At 69.3% G+C, this 21,910-nt stretch carries 19 protein-coding genes and 1 pseudogene; 7 read left to right on the forward strand and 13 right to left on the reverse strand.

Annotation, left to right across the window (positions count from 1 at the left end):
• Positions 1-4 precede the first annotated feature (4 nt).
• Both BW996_RS01885 and BW996_RS01890 read right to left on the reverse strand, forming a co-directional pair.
• Positions 5-766 carry a sulfite exporter TauE/SafE family protein gene (locus BW996_RS01885; RefSeq protein WP_037482529.1) on the reverse strand — a complete coding sequence of 254 codons (762 nt, stop codon included), beginning with the start codon at positions 764-766 and terminating at the stop codon, positions 5-7.
• Between the two features lie 340 nt (positions 767-1,106).
• Positions 1,107-2,768 carry a GMC family oxidoreductase gene (locus BW996_RS01890; protein ID WP_037482527.1) on the reverse strand — a complete coding sequence of 554 codons (1,662 nt, stop codon included), beginning with the start codon at positions 2,766-2,768 and terminating at the stop codon, positions 1,107-1,109.
• Between the two features lie 83 nt (positions 2,769-2,851).
• Between BW996_RS01890 and BW996_RS01895 the strand changes: the two genes are divergently transcribed.
• Entirely contained in the window at positions 2,852-3,817 is a 966-nt protein-coding gene (locus BW996_RS01895; RefSeq protein ID WP_051631986.1) for a LysR family transcriptional regulator, read from the forward strand.
• On the opposite strand, the gene BW996_RS01900 is transcribed toward BW996_RS01895, so the two are convergent.
• The gene (locus BW996_RS01900) at positions 3,777-4,418 is read right to left on the reverse strand and encodes a MarC family protein (RefSeq protein WP_037482524.1); all 642 of its coding nucleotides are present in this window, start codon (positions 4,416-4,418) and stop codon (positions 3,777-3,779) included. The two genes, BW996_RS01895 and BW996_RS01900, sit on opposite strands and share 41 nt — an antisense overlap.
• Positions 4,419-4,743: 325 nt before the next feature.
• Between BW996_RS01900 and rbp the strand changes: the two genes are divergently transcribed.
• Complete coding sequence (gene rbp, locus BW996_RS01905; protein ID WP_037482523.1) at positions 4,744-5,208, forward strand: RNA-binding regulator; 465 nt, start codon at positions 4,744-4,746, stop codon at positions 5,206-5,208.
• A gap of 121 nt (positions 5,209-5,329) precedes the next feature.
• Here the strand turns inward: rbp and BW996_RS01910 are convergent, their stop codons facing one another.
• Genes BW996_RS01910 through BW996_RS01925 form a run of 4 tightly spaced genes read right to left on the reverse strand, consistent with a single transcriptional unit; the run spans position 5,330 to position 8,397 of the window.
• Positions 5,330-6,145, reverse strand: a complete 816-nt coding sequence (locus BW996_RS01910; RefSeq protein WP_051631985.1) for an SDR family oxidoreductase — start codon at positions 6,143-6,145, stop codon at positions 5,330-5,332.
• On the reverse strand, positions 6,142-6,819 hold the full coding sequence (gene lptC / locus BW996_RS01915) for an LPS export ABC transporter periplasmic protein LptC (RefSeq protein ID WP_081838140.1): 678 nt from the start codon (positions 6,817-6,819) through the stop codon (positions 6,142-6,144). Before lptC ends, BW996_RS01910 begins: the two co-directional genes overlap by 4 nt.
• 16 nt (positions 6,820-6,835) lie before the next feature.
• On the reverse strand, positions 6,836-7,450 hold the full coding sequence (locus BW996_RS01920; RefSeq protein WP_037482521.1) for a KdsC family phosphatase: 615 nt from the start codon (positions 7,448-7,450) through the stop codon (positions 6,836-6,838).
• Positions 7,450-8,397 carry a KpsF/GutQ family sugar-phosphate isomerase gene (locus BW996_RS01925; RefSeq protein WP_051631990.1) on the reverse strand — a complete coding sequence of 316 codons (948 nt, stop codon included), beginning with the start codon at positions 8,395-8,397 and terminating at the stop codon, positions 7,450-7,452. Before BW996_RS01925 ends, BW996_RS01920 begins: the two co-directional genes overlap by 1 nt.
• Positions 8,398-8,518: 121 nt before the next feature.
• Here BW996_RS01925 and BW996_RS01930 point away from each other — a divergent pair, with 121 nt between their 5' ends.
• A complete protein-coding gene (locus tag BW996_RS01930) occupies positions 8,519-10,519 on the forward strand; it encodes a monovalent cation:proton antiporter family protein (protein ID WP_037482517.1) in 2,001 nt (666 codons plus the stop codon).
• Positions 10,520-10,525: 6 nt separating this feature from the next.
• On the opposite strand, the gene BW996_RS01935 is transcribed toward BW996_RS01930, so the two are convergent.
• From BW996_RS01935 to rpmH, 6 genes are all read right to left on the reverse strand, one after another.
• Positions 10,526-10,987, reverse strand: coding sequence for a cyclic nucleotide-binding domain-containing protein (locus tag BW996_RS01935; protein WP_241461982.1), 462 nt, complete (start codon positions 10,985-10,987; stop codon positions 10,526-10,528).
• A 180-nt stretch (positions 10,988-11,167) separates the two neighbouring features.
• Positions 11,168-12,583 carry a tRNA uridine-5-carboxymethylaminomethyl(34) synthesis GTPase MnmE gene (gene mnmE / locus BW996_RS01940; RefSeq protein WP_037482567.1) on the reverse strand — a complete coding sequence of 472 codons (1,416 nt, stop codon included), beginning with the start codon at positions 12,581-12,583 and terminating at the stop codon, positions 11,168-11,170.
• Between the two features lie 372 nt (positions 12,584-12,955).
• A complete protein-coding gene (gene yidC / locus BW996_RS01945; protein WP_037482514.1) occupies positions 12,956-14,611 on the reverse strand; it encodes a membrane protein insertase YidC in 1,656 nt (551 codons plus the stop codon).
• Complete coding sequence (yidD, locus tag BW996_RS01950) at positions 14,608-14,964, reverse strand: membrane protein insertion efficiency factor YidD (protein ID WP_076458598.1); 357 nt, start codon at positions 14,962-14,964, stop codon at positions 14,608-14,610. The genes yidC and yidD overlap by 4 nt, the downstream gene beginning before the upstream one ends.
• 59 nt (positions 14,965-15,023) lie before the next feature.
• Complete coding sequence (locus tag BW996_RS01955; RefSeq protein ID WP_375131666.1) at positions 15,024-15,470, reverse strand: ribonuclease P protein component; 447 nt, start codon at positions 15,468-15,470, stop codon at positions 15,024-15,026.
• Positions 15,471-15,630: 160 nt separating this feature from the next.
• Complete coding sequence (gene rpmH, locus BW996_RS01960; RefSeq protein WP_037482511.1) at positions 15,631-15,765, reverse strand: 50S ribosomal protein L34; 135 nt, start codon at positions 15,763-15,765, stop codon at positions 15,631-15,633.
• 225 nt (positions 15,766-15,990) lie between these two features.
• Between rpmH and BW996_RS21985 the strand changes: the two are divergent.
• The 4 genes and pseudogenes from BW996_RS21985 to gyrB all read left to right on the forward strand — a co-directional run.
• Positions 15,991-16,185, forward strand: a pseudogene (locus BW996_RS21985) (DnaA N-terminal domain-containing protein); the annotation flags it as partial.
• A 468-nt stretch (positions 16,186-16,653) separates the two neighbouring features.
• A complete protein-coding gene (gene dnaA, locus BW996_RS21885) occupies positions 16,654-18,057 on the forward strand; it encodes a chromosomal replication initiator protein DnaA (RefSeq protein WP_241461984.1) in 1,404 nt (467 codons plus the stop codon).
• Between the two features lie 42 nt (positions 18,058-18,099).
• Complete coding sequence (gene dnaN, locus BW996_RS01970) at positions 18,100-19,230, forward strand: DNA polymerase III subunit beta (RefSeq protein ID WP_037482509.1); 1,131 nt, start codon at positions 18,100-18,102, stop codon at positions 19,228-19,230.
• 124 nt (positions 19,231-19,354) lie between these two features.
• Positions 19,355-21,880 carry a DNA topoisomerase (ATP-hydrolyzing) subunit B gene (gene gyrB / locus BW996_RS01975; protein ID WP_051631983.1) on the forward strand — a complete coding sequence of 842 codons (2,526 nt, stop codon included), beginning with the start codon at positions 19,355-19,357 and terminating at the stop codon, positions 21,878-21,880.
• Positions 21,881-21,910 lie beyond the last annotated feature (30 nt).

The following is a 21,910-nucleotide window of genomic DNA, read 5'->3' on the forward strand; positions in this document are numbered from 1 at the left end:
CAGCTCAAAGCCGCAGCGCATCCCAGCCGGTACGCAGGATCAGAAGGCTGACGACGGCGATGAAGATGCCGCGCACGAAGCCTGCACCGTGGCGCAGCGCCAGCCGGGCCCCCAGCAGGCTGCCGATCACATTGGCCACGGCCATCACCGCGGCCACATGCCACCACACATGCCCCTTGGCAGCAAACAGCGCGATCGCCGCCAGATTGGTCGCGGTGTTGAGCAGCTTGGCGCCGGCCGAGGCATGCAGGAAGTCGTAGCCCAGCCCGCGCACCAGCAGGAAGACAAAGAAGCTGCCCGTGCCGGGGCCGAAGAAGCCATCGTAGAAACCGATGCCTGCGCCGATCGCGCTGCCGCGCAGCGCCTCGCGACGTGGCGAGAGATGCGGCGCATGCACCCGCCCGAGATCCTTGCGCCAGAGCGTGTAGAGCAGCACGACCAGCAGCACCAGAGGCAAGGCCTTGCGCAGCCCGGTGGCTGGCACCATCGTCACCAGCCAGGCGCCGGCGAAGCTCGCCAGCAGCGCGGCGGCGGCCGCAGGCGCCAGCGTGCCCCAGTTCATCGTCACTCGGCGCGCGTACTGGCTGCAGGCCCAGGCGGTGCCGCCGATGGCAGCAGCCTTGTTGGTGCCGAACAGCGTCGCCGGCAGCGCGGACGGATGCACCGCGAACAGGGTCGGCAGCAGAATCAGTCCACCGCCCCCGACGATGGCATCCACGAAACCCGCCAGCCCGGCGGCCAGCGTCACCCACAGCAGATCAAGCATCAATCAGGACAAGGACAGGTGCAGCGCGACAACGCAGGCGGAAAAAAGAAGGCACCGGGATCAGGGATCGCCGGTGCCATCGAATTGTCTCATTGCGCCACATGGCGCCGAATCTTCTGGAGCGTCTGAGTGGTGCCGCCGGATGTTGTGTGATGTGGGGCGGCGTTTCTTGTTGCGCTACGGTAACCAGTCTCGTCCCTCGCTCCTGCCCGCCTGCCCCGCGGGGCGGCGTCTGCGAGTGGCGAGACTGTAGGGTTTCGCAACAGTCCGCCATATCCGGGGTTTCCCGCACCAGAACGATGCAGTACCTGGCCATGTCAGCCTTGCCGCTCGCAGAGCCTCACGAAACCTGCGCGGCGTCAAGAATCCAGCCCGCCGCTCGCTCGGCGATCATCAGCGTCGGCGAGTTGGTGTTGCCGCTGGTGATGGTCGGCATCACGCTGGCATCGACCACCCGCAGACCCGCCACGCCACGCACCCGCAGCCGGGTGTCGGTCACCGCCATCGCATCGCCATCGCGGCCCATGCGGCAGGTGCCGACCGGATGGAAGATGGTGGTGCCGATGTCGCCAGCCAGTCGAGCCAGTTCCTCGTCGCTCTGGTGCTGGACGCCGGGCCGGAACTCCTCGGGCCGGAAGGCCTGCATCGCCGGCTGCGCGACGATGCGGCGCGTCACCCGCAGCGAATCGGCGGCCACCTGGCGATCCTGCGCGGTCGACAGGTAGTTCGGCCGGATCGCCGGCGCCTCCTCCGGACGCGGCGAGCGGATGTGGACCTGGCCGCGCGAGGTCGGGTTGAGGTTGCAGACGCTGGCGGTGATCGCGTCGAAGCCGTGCAGCGGCTCGCCGAAGGCATCGAGCGACAGCGGCTGGACGTGATACTCGAGGTTCGGCCACTCGAACTGCGGCGACGAGCGGGTGAAGGCGCCGAGCTGCGACGGCGCCATGCTCATCGGGCCGGTGCGGCGCAGCAGGTACTCCAGGCCGATCATCGCCTTGCCCCAGGACGTGGCCGCGCGGGTGTTGAGCGTGCGCGTGCCCTGCACCTTGTAGACCGAGCGGATCTGCAGATGATCCTGCAGGTTCTCGCCGACGCCGGGCAGCTCGTGCTGCACCTCGATGCCCTGCGACTGCAGCACCTGACCATCACCGATGCCCGACAGCTCCAGGATCTGCACGCTGCCGATGCTGCCGGCGCTCAGCAGCACCTCGCGGGTGGCGGTGACCGTCTCGACGCCCGTCGGCGTGAGCACCTCGGCCCCCGTGCAGCGCAGCGCGCCGTCGGTGCCGCGGGCCAGCGTCAGGCAGCGCACCTGCGCGCCGGTCCACATCTCGAAGTTCGGCCGGCCGTAGCAGGTCGGGCGCAGGAAGGCCTTGGCGGTGTTCCAGCGCAGGCCCGACTTCTGGTTGACCTCGAAATAGCCCACGCCCTCGTTGCTGCCGCGGTTGAAGTCGTCGGTGGCCGGGATGCCGGCCTGCTGCGCAGCCTGCGCGAAGGCGTCGAGAATGTCCCAGCGCAGCCGCTGGCGCTCGACCCGCCACTCGCCGCCGTGGCCGTGCAGCGCCTTGAACTCGGTGCTGGCCTGTGCAGCGTTCGCGGCATCGAGCCGCCAGTGGTTCTCGTGCTGCCGGAAGGCGGGCAGGCAATGCGCCCAGCGCCAGGCAGGATCGCCGGTCAGCTCGGCCCACTGGTCGTAGTCGCGCGACTGGCCCCGCATGTAGATCATGCCGTTGATGCTGGAGCAGCCGCCCAGCACCTTGCCGCGTGGATAGCGCAGCCGCCGGCCATTCAGGCCCGGATCGGGCTCGGTCTGATAGAGCCAGTCGGTGCGCGGGTTGCCGATGCAGTGCAGATAGCCGACCGGAATGTGGATCCAGTGGTAGTCGTCGCGGCCGCCGGCCTCGATCAGCAGCACGCGGTGGGCCGGGTCGGCGCTCAGGCGGTTGGCCAGCAGGCTGCCGGCCGAGCCGGCGCCGATGATGATGTAGTCGAATGCGGGCATGCGCTGTCCTGTCTCCTTGATCAGACGGACTCTATGTGCGTCACTGCGCGGCGTGCACACTTTCGCCGCAAGCTGATTTCAGGATGTCTCAACTCGACCTGCGCCAGCTCGCCACCTTCGCTGCGGTGGCGCAAACCGGCTCGCTCGGCCAGGCGGCCGAACAGCTCAACCGTTCGCCGTCGGCGCTGTCGATGCAGCTGCGCGCGCTGCAGGACCGGCTCGGCCTGGTGCTGCTGAGACGCACCGGCCGCGGCCTGAAGCTGACGCCCGACGGCGAGCGGCTGCTCGCACAGACCCGCCCCGCGCTGGAGGCGATGCACCGGCTCGAGCACACCGCCCGCGCCCTGAGCCAGCCGAACCGCTGTGATCCGGTGCCGGCCGGCATCGGCACCATTCTCGATCCGGCCTTCATCCGCCTGGGCGACTTCATCGGCCGGCTGCAGACGGACACGCCCCAGCCCGTCCGCCCGGTGCTGCGCCACGGCACATCCGGCTGGGCGCTGCGCGAGGTGCGTGAACGCCGGCTCGATGTCGGCTTCTATCTGGGCGAATGCGACGAGACGCTGTTCATGCGCCAGCCTCTGGCACCGGTGCGCTATGTGGTCATCGCGCCGCGCGCGTGGCAGCACCGGCTGGCCGGCTGCGACAGCTGGACCGCCTTGGCCGCACTGCCCTGGATCGGCACCCCGATCGAATCGGTGCACGCCCGACTGCTCTCGCCGGTCTGGACACGCTGCGGCGCCAGCCCGGTGCCTGTGGCGGAAGTGGATCAGGAGGCCTCGATGATCGATCTGGTCGAGGCCGGCGTCGGCCTGTCGCTGGCCAGAGAGGCGCCGGCCTTGCGGGCCGCACACGAGCGGGGCCTGGTGCTGCTGCGCCAGCTGGCGCTGGACACGCAGCTCGCGCTGGTGAGCCTGCGCGCACGCCAGCACGAGCCTCTCGTGGCGCGGCTGCATGCGGCCGCCCGCAGGAGCTGGGGCAGCGATGAGACGACGGTTCAGACCCCCGTCAGGGGGCCAGATGCGAGGCCAGCACCGGAAAGAGCTTGATCAGGCCCTCGGCCATGATCTCGACCGCCAGCGCCGCCAGGATCAGGCCCATCAGCCGGGTCATCACGTTGATGCCGGTCTTGCCCAACAGTCGCGCCACGCCGCCCGCCGCCGAGAACGCGACGAAGGTCGCCAGTCCGACGACCACGCCGTAGCCCATCAGCACGCCCAGCTCCCACCAGTGGCGCGTCTTGTCGGCGTAGATCACCATCGTCGAGATGGTGGCGGGCCCGGTCAGCAGCGGAATGGTCAGCGGCACCACCGCGATGCTGTCGCCCGAGTCGGCCCGCTCGCGGCCCTCGCTGACATCGTCGGAGCGCGACTCGGCCGGCTGCGCGTTGAGCATCTGCAGCGCGCTGATCAGCAGCAGCGTGCCGCCGCCCACCTGGAATGAGGCCAGCGAGATGCCGAAGAACTCGATCACCTTCAGCCCGGCCAGCGCGCTGATCGAGATCACCAGGAAGGCGCTGAAGCTCGACACCCGGATGGTGCGACGCCGCGCCGCGGCATCGAGGTGCTGGGTGAAATGGATGAAGAACGGCACGACGCCGATCGGATTGACGATCGCCAGCAGCGCGATCAGCGGCTTGAGCAGGTCCATGGCGTGATTCTGCGCCGGCCTCGCCCAGGCACCTCTCGGGTGAAGGCCTGTGGCAACAGGTCTCCTCGACCCTCGATCTGACATATTCGAGGGTTAACCCGAAATTTTTGACTGTTCAAGATCACGGACAGATCAAAAAACTGCGCAGGCTTACAACACTTCTGCCAGAAGGGGTGTTCCCAGGGCTTGACGGTCATACATAATGGCCCCTCGTGATTGGACGCGGCGCCTTTTCTCTGTTCTATCGAATGAGTGCTGGCTGTAGCTCCGCCACATGGTCCCCTGGTACTCAACGTACCCTGTTTTGCTTGAAAGGCGCTCTTCCATGGGCAACAAACTCTACGTGGGCAACCTGGCCTACGGCGTTCGCGACGAAGAACTGAACGCTGCTTTCTCCGAGTTCGGCGCGGTCCAGTCCGCCAAGGTCATGATGGACCGTGAAACCGGCCGCTCGAAGGGCTTCGGCTTCGTCGAGATGGGCTCGGATGCCGAAGCCCAGGCAGCCATCAACGGCCTGAACGGCCAGTCGATCGGCGGCCGTGCTGTCGTCGTCAACGAGGCTCGTCCCCGTGAAGAGCGTCCGGGCGGCTTCCGCAGCCCGTACGGCGGCCGTCGTGATGGCGGTGGCGGCGGCGGCTTTGGCGGCGGCAACGGTGGCGGCGGCTACGGCGGCGGCGGTGGTGGTGGCGGCAACGGTGGCGGCTTCCGCAGCCCGTACGGCGGCGGTGGTCGTCGTGAAGGTGGTGGCGGCGGCGGTGGTCGCGGCGGCTACGGCGGCGGCGGCTACTGATCCATGTCGCTGCGATCGGTGAGCTGAGCTGAGAAGCACGCCACCGATCGACAGACGTCCAGAACAAGAGGGCGATCCCGCCAAGGGATCGCCCTCTTGTCATTTCAGCCTCGGTCCGAGTTCAACCCGGATCGCCACGCCGCTGCTTGCGGCCACGCCCTGCGATCAGCCGGTCCCAGAACACCCGAGGCATCCAGCGCATCAACACGGTCAGCACGCCCATCGGCCAGGGAATGACCGCATGGCGCCGCCCCCGGTCGATCACCGGCAGCGCCCTGCGCGCGAATTCCCGGGGACTCAGCAGAAAGGGCATCGCATAGCGGTTGCCGCGTGTCAGGGGCGTGTCCACAAAGCCGGGCAGCAGCGTGACGACACGAATGCCGTCGCCGCGCAGCTCGATGCGCAGGCTTTCGCAGTAGCTCACCACCGCGGCCTTGCTGCCGCAATAGCCGCCGTGCCCCGGCAGACCGCGAATCGCCGCCACGCTGGCCACCCCCACCAGCGTGCCGCGACGTGCCAGCCGCATCGGCCGGATGAAGGGATGAAAGGTCGCGGCCATGCCGACGACATTGGTGGCGTAGAGATCCTCGAGCACGGCCAGGTCCTCGCGCTCGGCGGTGTCGATGCCGACGCTGATGCCGGCATTGGCGATGACCACGTCCGGCAGACCCTGCTCGATCAGGCAGCGCATGCCCGCCGCGACGATCGCCTCGCGGTCGCGCACATCCGCCGCATGCACCTGGGCCTGCGCGGGACCGATGCCGGCCTCATCCAGCCAGGCCTGGACCCTCTCGGCACGTCGAGCCACCAGGGACAGACGCCAGCCGCGTGCGGCATAGGCCTCGGCCAGCGCCCGGCCGATGCCGCTGGAAGCCCCGGTGATGAAGACCAGCGGCGCGCGCTCTCGCTCCAGCCTCTGGCGATCCTCGGGGGTCATCGGGCGGGCAGGCGGCCGCGCACCGCACCCCGGAGCTCGAGCCGGGCGTCCGCATGCCAGTAGGTCAGACCGCGAGCCTCGATGACGCTGGCCCCCTGGCGCAGCACCACCGGGCGATCGCTGCGCACCTGGTCCTGGCGCCGATCGAAGACCATCTCCTCGCTGCTGAACTGCAGCGGCGCGCTTTCGCCCGGCAGCCGGTCGCGCTCCACGGTGGCACCACCCATCAGCCGCACCTCGCTGCCATCGCCCTGAGCGATCGCATGGGCGGCACGGGCACGCAGCAGGTTGCCGGCGTCATCGCGCCAGCGCAGGCTCAGGCCGTCGATCTCCAGCGTGTCGGTGTCGGGATGATGGCGGACGACCTCGCCCTCGATGACGCCACGGGCCGGACCCGCCTGCCCGTAATGCTGCACCGAGAAGCCGTGCATCTCGTAATCAGGCTCATGGGTCGGCGCCTGGGCCACCCGGTCAGGCTCGGGCTCGGGCGTCTGCTGGACCAGCCACCAAGTGGCCCCCGCCAGCAGCGCCATCAGGAACAGCGGCAAATTGCCCAGCAGCGCCTGGCGCCAGCGCTCGCGACGCGGCAGTGTCGGCCGGGCCGCATCGACCGCGCGGGTGGCCACCAGCGGGGGCAGCGGCAGCGGGCTGGTATCGTCGTCGAGCGAGGCCAATCGATCGTGTCCCGCGTCAGGTCGGGGTGCCGTCGAGCGTGGCCAGATGGCCCGCCAGCATCGCGGCGTACTGGCCGCTGGCGCACAGCAGCAGATCGCAGAACTCCCGCGCCGCGCCCTGCCCGCCCGGCACCGCGGTGACATGGTGGGCCGCGGCCCGCACTTCCGCATGCGCCTGCGCCGGCGCGCAGGCCAGCGCACAGCGCACCATCAGCGGCAGGTCCGGCCAGTCGTCGCCGATGACCGCCAGCTCATGCCAGCCGAGACCCAGCAGCGCCAGCACCCGCTCGGCCGCAGCCAGCTTGTCATGAATGCCGTGAAAGGCGTGCACGATGCCCAGATCGGCGCAGCGCCGCCGCACCGCCGGCGTGTCGCGCCCGGTGATGACCACCGGCTCGATGCCGGCACGCGCCAGCAGCTTGATGCCGTGGCCGTCGAGCGTGCTGAAGGCCTTGACGCTCTCGCCGTGCTCGCCGATGTAGATGCGCCCGTCGGTCAGGCAGCCGTCGACATCGAAGATCGCGGCGCGCACGCCCTGCGCCGCCAGCAGCAGCTCCGGCGCAAAGCTCAGCACCGGAGAAATCGGGCGCGGCCAGGAGGTCGCAGAAAGGCTCGAGGCGGGAGCGCTCATCAGATCACCTTCGCGCGCATCAGGTCGTTGGTGTTGAGCGCGCCGACCAGGCGGCCCTCGCCGTCGTGCACCAGCAGCGTCGTGATGCAGGCGTCCTCCATCAGCGTGGCGGCCTCGACCGCCAGCGCGTCCTCGCCAATGCTGCGCGGGCGGCTGCGCACCAGGTCGGCGGCCGAGAGCGCGCGCAGGTCCGTGCCCTGCTCGACCGCGCGGCGCAGGTCGCCGTCGGTGAAGATGCCGATCGCGCGCCCCTCGGTGTCGACGATCGCCGCGGCGCCCAGGCCCTTGGCGCTCATCTCGCGCATCACCTCCAGGCAGCTCGCCGCAGGCGCCACCCGCGGCACCGCCTCGCCCTGGCGCATGATGTCGCGCACATGGGTCAGCAGCTTGCGCCCGAGCGCACCGCCCGGGTGCGAGCGGGCGAAGTCCTCGGGGCGGAAGCCGCGTGCGTCCAGCAGGGCCACCGCCAGCGCGTCGCCCAGCGCCAGCTGCGCGGTGGTGCTGGCCGTGGGCGCGAGGTTGAGCGGGCAGGCCTCCTGCTCGACCCGGTTCGACAGCACCCAGTCGGCGTGCGAAGCCAGCGTCGAGCCGGGACGCCCGGTCATGGCCACCAGCGTCACGCCCAGGCGCTTGAGCGCTGGCAGGATCGCGGCGATCTCGTCGCTCTCGCCGGAGTTGGAGAGCGCCAGCACGATGTCGCCCGGCGTGACCATGCCCAGGTCGCCGTGGCTGGCCTCGCCCGGGTGCACGAACATCGCCGGCGTGCCGGTCGAGGCCAGCGTGGCGGCGATCTTGCGCCCGACATGGCCGCTCTTGCCCATGCCCATCACGACCACACGGCCGCGGCCGTTCAGGATCGCGTGCACGACGCGCACGAAGCTCTCGCCCTGCTGGTCCTGCAATTGCATCAGCGCCTCGGCCTCGATGCGCAGGGTCTGGCGGGCCATGCGCAGCACGCGCTCGGCCTCGAAGCGGGGGGGCGCGCTGGCGGCGGTGGCGGCAGGGGTGTCGGTCACGGGATCGAGAGGCCGGAAGCTGAATTACGATTGCCGGATTCTAGGATGGTGAATGGCCAGCACTCTCGACATTGCCTTGCTCTACCTTCTTGCCGCAGTCGCCGGCGTCGTCGGCTGCCGGCTGCTGAAGCTGCCGTCGATGCTCGGCTACCTGCTCGTCGGCGTGCTGATCGGCCCGAACGCGCTGGCGCTGGCCAAGGACTCGGCCGGCATCCGCTATCTGGCGGAGTTCGGCATCGTCTTCCTGATGTTCGTCATCGGGCTGGAGTTCAACCTGCCCAAGCTGCGCAGCATGCAGCGGCTGGTCTTCGGCCTCGGCGCCGGGCAGGTGCTGCTGACGCTGGCGGGGGCGGCCATCGGCAACATGCTGCTGATCACCGCCTTCTCGCTGCTGGGCCGGGCGTGGGAGCTGAGCTGGCAGGGCGCGGTCGCGCTCGGCGCGGCCATGGCGATGTCGAGCACCGCGATCGTGGCCAAGATGATGGCCGAGCGGCTCGAACTCGAAAGCGAGCATGGCCGCAACGTCATGGGCGTGCTGCTGTTCCAGGATCTGGCCGTGGTGCCGCTGCTGGTGCTGATCCCCTCGCTGGCCCAGGGCGGCGGCGACCTGTGGGAAACGCTGGGCCGCGCGACGCTGAAGGCTGCGGTGCTGCTGACGCTGCTGCTGTGGGGCGGCCAGAGGCTGATGCGCTGGTGGCTGACGCTGGTGGCGCGCCGCAAGAGCGAGGACCTGTTCATCCTCAACATCCTGCTGATCACGCTGGGCCTGTCCTGGCTGACAGAGCACGCCGGGCTGTCGCTGGCGCTGGGCGCCTTCGTCGCGGGCATGCTGATCGCCGAGACCGAGTTCAAGCACCAGGTCGAGACCGACATCCGACCCTTCCATGACGTGCTGCTGGGGCTGTTCTTCATCACCATCGGAATGAAGCTGGACTGGCGCCCGGTGCTGGACCAGTGGGTGCTGGTGCTGCTGCTGAGCACGCTGCCGGTGCTGGCCAAGGCCGGTCTGGTCGCGCTGCTGGCGCGCGCCTTCGGCTCGGCGCCGGGCGTGGCGATCCGCACCGGCCTCTATCTGGCCCAGGCCGGCGAGTTCGGCTTCGTGCTGCTGACGCTCAGCGCCCAGGTCGATCTGGTCGCCGACCGCTGGCTGAGCCCGGTGCTGGCCTCGATGGTGCTGTCGATGCTGGCCACGCCCTTCATCATCATGGCGAGCAACCGCATCGTCATGAAGCTGTCGGCCACCGACTGGCTGATGCAGTCGGTGCAGCTGACCACCATCGTCAAGAAGTCGATCCGCACCGAGGCGCACCTGATCATCTGCGGCTACGGCCGCAGCGGCCAGAACCTGGCCCGGCTGCTCGACAAGGAGCGCATTCCCTACATGGCGCTGGACCTCGACCCCGACCGGGTGCGCCAGGCCGCGGCGGCCGGCCAGAGCGTGGTCTTCGGCGATGCGGCCAAGCTGCCCAGCCTGATCGCCGCCGGCCTGTCGCGCGCGACCGCCGTCGTCGTCACCTACAACGACACTCCATCCGCCGTGAAGGTGCTGCAGCATGTGCGCGAGCATGCCGCGCATGTGCCGGTGGTGGTGCGCACGCCCGACGACACCGATCTGGAACGACTGCGCGCCGCCGGCGCCACCGAGGTGGTGCCGGAGGCGCTGGAGGGCTCGCTGATGCTGGCCAGCCATGCGCTGGCCCTGGTGGGCGTGCCGATGCGCCGGGTCATCCGCATCACCCAGGACGCCCGCGACGCCCGCTACGGCCTGCTGCGCGGCTATTTCCATGGCGCCGACGACGACACCGTCGAGGAGCTGCAGCAGGCCCGGCTGCAGTCGATCGGCCTGCCACCGGGTGCCCCCTGCGTCGGCCGACGCCTGGGCGACCTGACGCTGCAGGTGATGGGCGTGTCGGTGGTGTCGGTACGCCGCGCCAGCGGCCAGGTGCTCGAGGTCGACGACGACTTCGTGCTGGCCGGCGGCGACGTGCTGGTGCTCAGCGGCCTGCCCGAGACCCTGGCGCTGGCCGAGGCCCTGCTGCTGAAGAAGGGCTGAGCCGGCTCAGGCGACCGCGACCCGCTGCGCCAGATTGGCGCGCAGCCGCGCCACCATGACCGCACCGGCGGCGCGCAGCACCTCGTTGGCGATCGTCGGCGCCCGGGCGGCCAGTTCCTCGTAGCGCGGCAGGTGCAGGGCCCAGACGATGGTCGGCGTCATCGCCTCGACGCTGGCCGAATGCGGCTGGTCGCTGAACAGGCCGGTCTCGCCGACCAGCGCGCCGGGCCGCATCAGGGCGACCCGGAAGGCACCGGGCGCTGCGCCCTGGACATAGACCTGCAGACTGCCCTGACCCACGAAATAGGCGGCCCGGTCGCACTCGCCCTGCTTGATCAGCAGATCGCCGGCGCGCAGCTGGTAGGGCGTCAGGTAGGCGGCAAAGTTGCGCCATTGCGGCAGGTTGAAGCGAGCGCGAAAGGCGTCGTCAGCCCGCAGGGACTGCACCGCCTCGATCAGTTCATCCATTCCCATTGCCGTTCACCTCTCGCACTTTCCGCAGGGCAGGAGCATATCCGGCCACCCGGGCCGGCATGATGCTCCGGCGGGCGGCACAAAAGGTTTACGAAAATAACACTTCCGGCGATTCGTGAAACATGTCACGCCACAAACCGGCAAGCCATGATCACGCAACCCTCGCGGCCGGCCCTACTTGCCGATGCAGAAACGCGAAAAGATCACGCCCAGCAGGTCGTCGGCCGAGAAGGCGCCGGTGATCTCGCCCAGCGCGTCGTGCGACAGGCGCAGCTCCTCGGCGAACAGGTCCAGCGCCTCGTCGCGGCGCGCGGCCCAGCCCGCGGCCAGCTCGAGATGCTCGCGGGCGCGGCGCAGCGCCGTCAGATGGCGCTCGCGCGCGATGAACACGCCGTCGGGCGAGGCATGCCAGCCCGCCAGCTCCAGCAGCAGGCGGCGCAGCGCCTCCAGTCCGTCGCGGGTCTTGGCCGACAAGGTGAGCGTCCGCTCGCCCTCCGGCACGCCGGCCAGCACCGCCGCCCGGTGCTCGGCGTCGACCCGATCCGTCTTGTTGAAGACATGCACGCGGCGCGAGCGGTCGGGCAGCCGCGCCTCGATGGCACGATCGGCCGCGGCGTAGTCCGGGTCAAGCGCGCGCGTCAGGTCGTGCAGCATCAGCACCGCATCGGCGCCGGCGATCGCCTCCCAGCTGCGCGCGATGCCGATGCGCTCGACCTCGTCGGCCGCCTCGGCGTCGGAGCGCAGGCCCGCGGTGTCGATCACATGCACCGGCACGCCCTCGATCTGCAGCGTCTCGCTGACCTTGTCGCGGGTCGTCCCCGCGATCGGCGTGACGATGGCCAGCTCGGCACCCGCCAGCGCGTTCAGCAGCGAGCTCTTGCCCGCATTGGGCTGGCCAGCGATCACCACCGTCAGGCCCTCGCGCAGCAGCGCGCCCTGGCGCGCGGTGTCGAGCACCGCGTCGAGCCGCTCGGCCAGCCGCGCCAGCCGCCCGCGCGCGTCGGCCTTCTCGAGGAAGTCGATCTCCTCCTCGGGGAAGTCCAGCGTCGCCTCGACCAGCATGCGCAGCTCGACCAGGCCGTCGCGCAGCGCCTCGATGCGCCGGGAGAAGTCGCCCGAGAGCGAGCGCGCCGCGCTGCGCGCCGCCGCCTCGGTGCTGGCGTCGATCAGGTCGGCCACCGCCTCGGCCTGCGCCAGGTCGAGCTTGTCGTTCAGGAAGGCGCGCTCGGTGAACTCGCCCGGCTCGGCCGGCCGCAGCCGCGGCAGCAGTTCGCCCTCGGCCGCCGCCTGCAGGCAGCGCGCCATCAGCAGCTGCAGCACCACCGGACCGCCGTGGGCCTGCAGCTCCAGCACGTCCTCGCCGGTGTAGCTGTGCGGTGCGGGGAAATAGAGCGCCAGGCCCTGATCGATCGGCCGGTCCTCGGCGTCGAGAAAGGGGCCGTAGGTGGCCACGCGCGGGACCAGATCGCGGCCGGTCAGGCGCCGGGCCAGCGGCGCCAGACCTCGGCCGGAAACACGCACGATGCCCACGGCGCCGCGGCCGGGAGCGGTGGCGACCGCCACGATCGGATCCTGATGTCGAGCAAGCATGGCGCGCATTCTCGCCGACGCCGCACGGCCGGTCCGCACCATGAGAAACGCCCTGTCGGCGGTCGGGCCGACAGGGCGTCAGGGTGTTCGCGCGGAGGGGAGCCGGCTCATCGCCATCGACCCCCGGAGCCGGGCCTGTGGGGGCGAGCCTCCCGGCCCGTCTTCTGCTGGCTTGCAAGCCTGCCACCACAATCCCGGGGTCACGCCCCGCAGAACGAATGATGCGGGGTGTCCATGACAGACTCAAGGCAGCCATTGCAACCGGCGGCAAAGGCCGTGCCACTTGTCGCGTCCGAATTGCACAAAGCAACAAAGGCCGCAAAAGAGGCGCGGCGCGCCCCCTTCACGACCCTTGCCGCATCCGAGCCAAGCTCAGCGATTCAGTCCAAGCTGACGGTTGATCATCCACTGCTGCGCGATCGACAGCAGGTTGTTGACGAACCAGTACAGCACCAGACCGGCGGGGAAGAAGATGAACATCACGCTGAACAGCAGCGGCATGATCCACATCATCTTGGCCTGGACCGGATCCGGCGGCGTCGGGTTCAGCCAGGTCTGGAACAGCGTGGTCGCAGTCATCAGCGCCGGCAGGATGTAGTACGGGTCCTGCACGCTCAGGTCGGTGATCCAGCCGATCCACGGCGCGCCGCGCATCTCGACCGAGGCCAGCAGCACCGAGTACAGCGCGATGAAGAACGGCATCTGGATGAAGATCGGCAGGCAGCCGCCCAGCGGATTGACCTTCTCCTCGCGGTAGATGCGCATCATTTCCTGCTGCATCTTCTGCGGGTCGGCCTTGTGGCGCTCGCGGATCTCCATGATCTTCGGGTTGACCGCCTTCATCTTGCCCATCGAGCGATAGGCGCTGGCATTGAGCCAGTAGAAGGCGATCTTCAGCAGCACCACCAGCGCCACGATCGACCAGCCCCAGTTGCCGATCAGGCCGTGCAGCTTGTCGAGCAGCCAGAACAGCGGCTTGGCCAGCATCGTGACCCAGCCATAGTCCTTGACCAGCTCCAGCCCCGGCGCCAGCGCCTCGAGCTTCTTCTCTTCCTGCGGACCGGCGTAGAGCGTCGTCTCGACGGTCTTCGTCGCGCCCGGCGCGATCGCGTCGACCGGCAGCGTCATCGCCACCGAGTAGAGGTTGGTGCCCTCGCGCTTGGTCTGGAAGCTGCGCGCGATCTTGTCATTGAAGACCCAGGCGCCGACGAAGTGATGCTGGACCATCGCGATCCAGCCATTGTCGGCCGACTTCTCGTGCGCGGCCTTGCCCGACTCGATCTTGTCGAACTCGACCTTCTGGAACTTCGCCGCATCGGTGTAGACGGCTGGGCCGGTGAACGCGGCCGGCCCCATGAAGATCGAGGTCGACGGCACCGTGCCGTCGCGCGCCAGCTGCAGGTAGAGCTGCGCGGCCACCGGCGCGGCCGAGGTGTTGACCACCTCATGGCGCACCCGCACCGCATAGTCGCCGCGCTTGAAGACATAGGTCTTGCGCAGCTTCACGCCGCCCTGCTCGGCCGACTCGAAGCTGACCGCCAGCTCGTTCTGGCCGTCGGCCAGCTTGAGCGGGCCCGGCACCAGCGTCATCGGCGTGGTGTGGTTGGGCAGCGCGGCCTGACCGGCCAGCTGCGGGATCAGACCGGAATCGGCCTGGTAGACCCGCTGGGCCGAGCGGTCGAACAGCACCACCGGCTTGCTGGTGTCATGCTCGTCGCGGTAGCGCGGCAGCGTCAGGCCGACCAGACTGGCACCGCGGGTGTCGATGCTGGCGCGGACCAGATCGGTGCTGATGTCGATGGTGCGCGAGGGCTCGCCGCCAGCGGCCAGGCCGGGCAGCGGCGCCACGCCAGCCGGCTGGGCCGGCGCAGCAGGCACGCCCGGCGCACTGCCGGCAGCGGCCGCCGAGGCGGCGACCGGCGGAGCGAACATCGACGGCTGGCCGTTGTGCTTGTTCCAGCCGTCCCACAGCATCACGAGCGAGACGGAAAAGATGCCCCAGAGCAGGGCACGCCGCGTGTCGGTCATACAGAGGTCTTTCGATTGGCGAGCGAACGCGCCCGGTCGGGCAGGGCTGCGGCAGGATCGTCATCCTGCTGCGCCTGCGCGTCGGAGCGCTCCAGAAGAGAGGTGAACAGCCGCCGCGACGGCGGCGACCGGTCAGGGACCGGATCATGCCCGCCCTGGCACCACGGATGGCAGCGAGCGATGCGCCAGAGCGTCAACGCGCCGCCTCGCCGGGCACCGTGACGTTCCAAGGCAACAAGTCCGTAGGCCGAGCAGGTCGGCTCGAAGCGGCAGGATGAGCCCAGCCAGGGGCTCAGCAGCAGGCGGTAGGCGCGGATCAGCCCGATCAGCGCGGCTGACGGCCACCGGCGCAGCCGGGTCCGCAACGAAGAATCGGGGTCGGACGCCGGCAGCACGGTCACGGACGTCCGGATCAGGACGAAGGTGCGGCGCAATGCCGGGCCGTGCGACGCATCGCATCGGCCAGCAGGCGATCGATCTCGGCGCGCAGTTCGGCGGCCAGCGCTTCGGAGCGGGCGCTCGGGAAACGCGCACGGTCGATCGGGGCGCGCAGGCGCAGCACCCAGTCGCCAGGGGCGAGGTGCGCAAGATGGCGTCGCATCGCGTCGCGGAGCTGGTTCTTGACGAGCGTGCGGGTCACCGCGCGCCGGGCATGCCGTTTCGGCACGACCAGACCCAGCCGGAGCGAAGCCGACTGACCAGGAACCAACAGGTTTTCCACAACCTTTTCCACAGATTCATCCACAGACTTTTCCACAGAGTTATCCACAGCCGGGGCGGTGGTGCATCCGTCAGAGTTGTCCACAGGCAAAGCCACGCCAGCGGCCGCCGGATCGACTGAGGCGATCGGCGCGGGCATGAGCAGCGGAAGGGGGAGGTGGTGGACCATGAAACGGGCAGTGCGCGCACAGGGCCGCACTGCCATCACGGCCTCGAAGCGGGAGGGGCCGCTGAGCCGGTCGAACCGACGCGACTCTGAGGGTCCGCTCACGCCCGGGAAGGACCTGAAGTCCCGGAAATCAGACGGCCAGACGCTTGCGGCCCTTGGCGCGGCGTGCATTCAGCACGGCACGGCCGCCACGGGTCTTCATGCGGACCAGGAAGCCATGGGTGCGGGCACGGCGGGTCTTCGACGGTTGGTAGGTGCGCTTCATGATGAATCCTCTTGCCTTGACGTGTGAGCACCCCGAAGGCGCCCTGATTCGGGAAACCCTCGATTACAGCACGTGACTTGCCGAAGAGTCAATGCTGAACCCGGATCGTCGACTCGCCAGGGGGGATTGACCCTGTCGGCGAATCTGTGGATAACCTCACCCGGGCCGCTTCGATGTCGATACAATCGCGCCCCTTCGCTCGAAGTTGTCCACAATTTTCAGCACATGCAAACGGACCTGTGGGATAGAGGCCTTGAACGCCTCGCCGCCGAGCTGCCGCAACAGCAGTTCAACACGTGGATCCGCCCGCTTCCCCCGGCCGACGTGACCGTGGACGGCGCGGCGGTGCGCGTCGACCTGTGCGCTCCCAACCGGTTCAAGCGCGACTGGCTGCGCTCGCAGTTCGGCGAGCGCATCGAGCGCACCCTGAGCGAGATCGCCGGCATGCCGGTCCGGCTCGAACTGCACATCGCGGGCGCGCGCGAGGCGGCCCCTGCGTCTGCCACGGTGCCTGCGCCTGCGAGCCCGCCGCTGCCCGCCGGACCGCCGGAGCGGGCCGACCCGGCCCCGGCCGAGACGCCGGGCCATGATCCGGTGCAGATGTCGATGCTCGACCTGCCACCGGCAGGAGGCGCACGGGGCGCGGCCACGCCGGCCGCCTCAGGTGCGCGTGCTCGCACGCGCGCAGGCGCGCGAAAAGTGGCCGAGCCGGCCACGCCGCTGGTGCTGGCCGCCGACCTCTCGCCGCTGGCCGAGTCGCCCGCTCTGGCCCGGCTGGCGGCGGATGCGGCGGCGGCAGCCTCCTTCATTTCCGGCCGGCTGGACGCCACGCCACCCGCACCGCGGCCCGACAGGGCCAGCGAGCCGGCGGTCGAGCCGACGCGCCCGATCGAAGTCACTGCGAAGCCGGTCGCCGCACCGGCGGTCGTCGCGAGCCCGGCTGCGGGCGCGGCGACCGCCAGTGCGGCGCCGGTCAACGCCTCGGCGCGCCCGACCGACGTGCTGGGCGCGATCTCCGCGTCTGCGGCGCTGGCCAAGGCCTCGGCGGCGGTGGCCTCGCGCCGACGCCGCGCCGGTGCGGAGGACTCGCCCTCGCCCGCTCCGGTGCCGGCGCCCACCGGATCGTCCAGCGCATCGCCCGCCCGGGCCGCCGCGCCCGCGCCGATCGTCGCCCGGCAGGTGCCGCCTGCACCGGCGCCGGGGGCGTCCGGCCTGGCCGCACCCGCCCTCGTCATCCCGACCGTGCCGCCGCCCTCGGCGCCGACCAGCACCCGCGGGCGCATCAACCCGCTGCTGACCTTCGACACCCTGGTGCCGGGCCGCGCCAACCAGATGGCGCGCACCGCCGCGCTGCATGTCGTCGGCTCACCCGGCGGCATGTACAACCCGCTGTTCCTGTACGGCGGCGTCGGCCTGGGCAAGACGCACCTGATCCACGCGGTCGGCAACGCGATGCTCAAGGAGAAACAGGACGCGCGCGTGCTCTACCTCCATGCCGAGCAGTTCATCTCCGACGTGGTGCGCAACTACCAGCGCAAGACCTTCGACGAGCTCAAGGCCAAGTACCACTCGCTCGACCTGCTGCTGATCGACGACGTGCAGTTCTTCGCCGGCAAGGACCGCACGCAGGAGGAGTTCTTCAACGCCTTCGAGGCGCTGGTGTCCAAGCGCGCGCACATCGTCATGACCAGCGACACCTACCCCAAGGGGCTGGTGGACATCGACGAGCGCCTGACCAGCCGCTTCGACTCCGGGCTCACGGTGGCCATCGAGCCGCCGGAGCTGGAGATGCGCGTGGCCATCCTGATGAAGAAGGCCGAGGCCGAGGGCTGCGCCATGCCCGAGGAAGTCGCCTTCTTCATCGCCAAGAACGTGCGCGCCAACGTGCGCGAGCTCGAAGGCGCGCTGCGCAAGGTCGTCGCCTACTCGCGCTTCAGCCACAAGGTCATCAACATCGCGCTGACGCGCGAGGCGCTCAAGGATCTGCTGTCGATCCAGAACCGCCAGATCTCGGTCGAGAACATCCAGAAGACGGTCGGCGACTTCTACAAGGTCAAGATCGCCGACATGTACAGCAAGAAGCGCCCGGCCAGCATCGCGCGGCCGCGCCAGATCGCGATGTACCTGGCCAAGGAGATGACGCAGAAGAGCCTGCCCGAGATCGGCGAGCTCTTCGGCGGGCGCGATCACACGACGGTGCTCTACGCGGTGCGCAAGATCGCCGAGGAGCGCCACAAGAACACCGAACTGAACCAGCAGCTGCATGTGCTCGAGCAGACCCTGAAGGGCTGAGCGGGTCACAGGACGGAACCCCCCACCGCAGAGACCCACCTCATGATCGTCTTGAAAGCACCGCAGGACAAACTCCTCGCCGCCCTGCAGGCGGTCTCCGGCATCGTCGAGCGCCGCCACACGCTGCCGATCCTGGCCAACGTGATGCTGCGCAAGCAGGGGCCGGAATGCGAGTTCACCACCAGCGACCTGGAAATCCAGGTGCGCACCCGCGCCGAGATGGGCGGCGACGCCGGCGACTTCAGCATCACGGTGGGCGCGCGCAAGCTGATCGACATCCTGCGCACGCTGCCCGGCGACCAGATCGTCACGCTGAGCGCGGCGCAGAACAAGCTGACGCTGCAGGGCGGCAAGAGCCGCTTCACGCTGCAGACGCTGCCCGCCGACGACTTCCCGCTGGTGCAGGAGGCGGCCGACTTCGGCCCGACCTTCAGCGTGCCGCAGAAGACGCTCAAGCACCTGATCGACCAGGTGCACTTCGCGATGGCGGTGCATGACATCCGCTACTACCTCAACGGCATTCTCTTCGTCGCCGAGGGCAAGACGCTGACGCTGGTGGCCACCGACGGCCACCGCCTGGCCCTGGCCCAGGCCACGCTCGACGTCGAGATCCCCAAGCAGGAGGTCATCCTGCCGCGCAAGACGGTGCTGGAGCTGCAGCGCCTGCTCAAGGACAGCGGCAAGGCGGCCAAGGACGACGAGGGCGCGCCGATCGAGATGGGCTTCGCCACCAACCAGGCGCGCTTCGTCTTCGGCGGCATGGAGTTCGTCACCAAGCTGGTCGAGGGCAAGTTCCCCGACTACAACCGCGTCATCCCGAAGAACCACCGCAACCACGTCACGCTGGGCCGCGCCGCGCTGCTGACCAGCCTGCAGCGCGCGGCCATCCTGACCAGCGAGAAGTTCAAGGGCGTGCGCCTGAACTTCGAGACCGGCCTGCTGAAGATCGCCTCCAGCAACGCCGAGCAGGAAGAGGCCAAGGAAGAGCTGGAGATCGACTACGACGGCCCGACCATCGAGATCGGCTTCAACGTCACCTACCTGATGGACGTGCTGTCCAACATGGAGCAGGAGATGGTCAGGCTGTCGCTGCAGGACGCCGGCAGCTCGGCGCTGTTCACCCGTCCGGACGACAGCGGCTTCAAGTACGTGGTCATGCCGATGCGCATCTGAGCGGATCGGACCGGACCCGCGTGGTCCGGTGACCGGGTCGGCGACAATGTCAGACCGACCGGCATGGCGTGAACCCATCACCCGAGCGGGCTGCGGCCCGCTCCGGCCTTTCTGCAAGAGCGACATGAGCGACCTGAACCCGCCCTCCCCCACTCCGATCCCGGCCACCGCGGACGCCTCCGCCGCCTACGGCGAGGGCAGCATCCAGATCCTGGAAGGGCTGGAAGCGGTGCGCAAGCGCCCGGGCATGTACATCGGCGACACGTCCGACGGCACCGGCCTGCACCACCTGGTCTTCGAGGTCGTCGACAACTCGATCGACGAGGCCCTGGCCGGCCACTGCGACGACATCGTCGTCACCATCCACACCGACAACTCGATCTCGGTCATCGACAACGGCCGCGGCATCCCGACCGGCGTGAAGATGGACGACAAGCACGAGCCCAAGCGCTCGGCCGCCGAGATCGCGCTGACCGAGCTGCACGCCGGGGGCAAGTTCAACCAGAACTCGTACAAGGTGTCGGGCGGCCTGCACGGCGTGGGCGTGTCGTGCGTCAACGGCCTGTCGAAGTGGCTGCGCCTGACGGTACGCCGCGACGGCCGCGTGCACCAGATCGAGTTCCGCAAGGGCGTGCCGCAGGACCGCGTGATCGAGCGGCGCGACGGCGTCGAGACCAGCCCGATGCGCGTGACCGGCGAGACCGACAAGCGCGGCACCGAGGTGCACTTCCTGCCCGACACCGAGATCTTCCAGCAGAACAACGAGTTCCACTACGACATCCTGGCCAAGCGCCTGCGCGAGCTCTCGTTCCTGAACAACGGCGTGAAGATCCGCCTGGTCGACGAGCGCAACGGCGGCAAGGAGGACAACTTCGCCTACGCCGGCGGCGTCAAGGGCTTCGTGGAGTTCGTCAACAAGGGCAAGCGCACGCTGCACCCGAACATCTTCCACGCGCTCGGCGAGAAGCCCAGCGACCAGGGCACGACCATCGGCGTCGAGGTCGCGATGCAGTGGAACGACGCGTTCTCCGAGAACGTGCTGTGCTTCACCAACAACATCCCGCAGCGCGACGGCGGCACCCACCTGACCGGTCTGCGCGCGGCGATGACGCGCGTCATCAACAAGTACATCGAGGACAACGACATCGCCAAGAAGGCGAAGGTCGAGATCAGCGGCGAGGACATGCGCGAAGGTCTGGCCTGCGTCGTCTCGGTGAAGGTGCCGGAGCCGAAGTTCAGCTCGCAGACGAAGGACAAGCTGGTGTCGTCGGAAGTGCGCGCGCCGGTGGAGGACATCGTCAGCCGCCTGCTGACCGACTGGCTGCTGGAGAACCCGACCGACGCCAAGACCATCTGCGGCAAGATCGTCGACGCCGCGCGCGCCCGCGACGCCGCGCGCAAGGCGCGCGAGATGACGCGCCGCAAGGGCGTGCTCGACGGCCTAGGCCTGCCGGGCAAGCTGGCCGACTGCCAGGAAAAGGATCCATCGCTGTGCGAGATCTACATCGTCGAGGGCGACTCCGCCGGCGGCTCGGCCAAGCAGGGGCGTGACCGCAAGTTCCAGGCGATCCTGCCTCTGCGCGGCAAGATCCTGAACGTCGAGCGCGCGCGCTACGAGAAGCTGCTGTCCAGCAACGAGATCATCACGCTCATCACCGCCCTGGGCACCGGCATCGGCCAGGGCATGGGCACCGATGACTTCAACCCGGACAAGCTGCGCTACCACCGCATCATCATCATGACCGACGCGGACGTGGACGGCGCCCACATCCGCACGCTGCTGCTGACCTTCTTCTACCGCCAGATGCCCGATCTGGTCGAGCGCGGCCACATCTACATCGCGCAGCCGCCGCTCTACAAGGTCAAGCACGGCAAGCAGGAGCAGTACCTGAAGGACGCCTCCGCGCTGGACGACTATCTGGTGCGGGTGGCGCTGGACGGCGCGGTGGTCGAGCCGGGCGCGGGCCGCGAGGCCATCCGCGGCGAGGCGCTGGACCAGCTCGCCGGCCAGTACATGAAGGCGGCCAACGTCATCGATCGGCTGTCGAACTGGATGGACGTCGAGGCGCTGCGCGCCATCAGCGACGGCCTGACGCTGAACCTGGACGACGCCGGCGCCGCCGCCGCCAGCGCCGAGGCGCTGAAGGCCGCGCTGCACGACGCCGAGGTCAGCGCCGAGATCGACCCGCGCAGCGACAAGCCCTACCTGCGCATCAGCCGCCGCCACCACGGCAACGTCAAGAGCAGCGTCATCAGCGCCGACTTCGTGCACGGCGCCGACTACGAGGCGCTGAGCGAGGCCGGCCGCACCTTCAAGGGCCTGCTGACCCCTGAGGCGGTCGCACGCCGCGGCGAGGGCGAGCGCCAGAAGGAGATCCGCGTCGCCGACTTCCGCGCCGCAATGGCCTGGCTGCTGCAGCAGGCCGAGAGCTCGGTCGGCCGCCAGCGCTACAAGGGCCTGGGCGAGATGAACCCCGAGCAGCTCTGGGAAACGACGATGGACCCGACGGTCCGCCGCCTGCTGCGCGTGCAGATCGAGGACGCCATCGAGGCCGACAAGGTCTTCACGATGCTGATGGGCGACGAGGTCGAGCCGCGCCGCGACTTCATCGAGACGAATGCGCTGAGGGCAGGGAACATCGACGCGTGACGTGTTGTCGGGTCGTAAGCTCACCCGTCA

It is taken from the genome of Sphaerotilus natans, from assembly GCF_900156335.1.
Classification (GTDB): domain Bacteria; phylum Pseudomonadota; class Gammaproteobacteria; order Burkholderiales; family Burkholderiaceae_C; genus Sphaerotilus; species Sphaerotilus natans.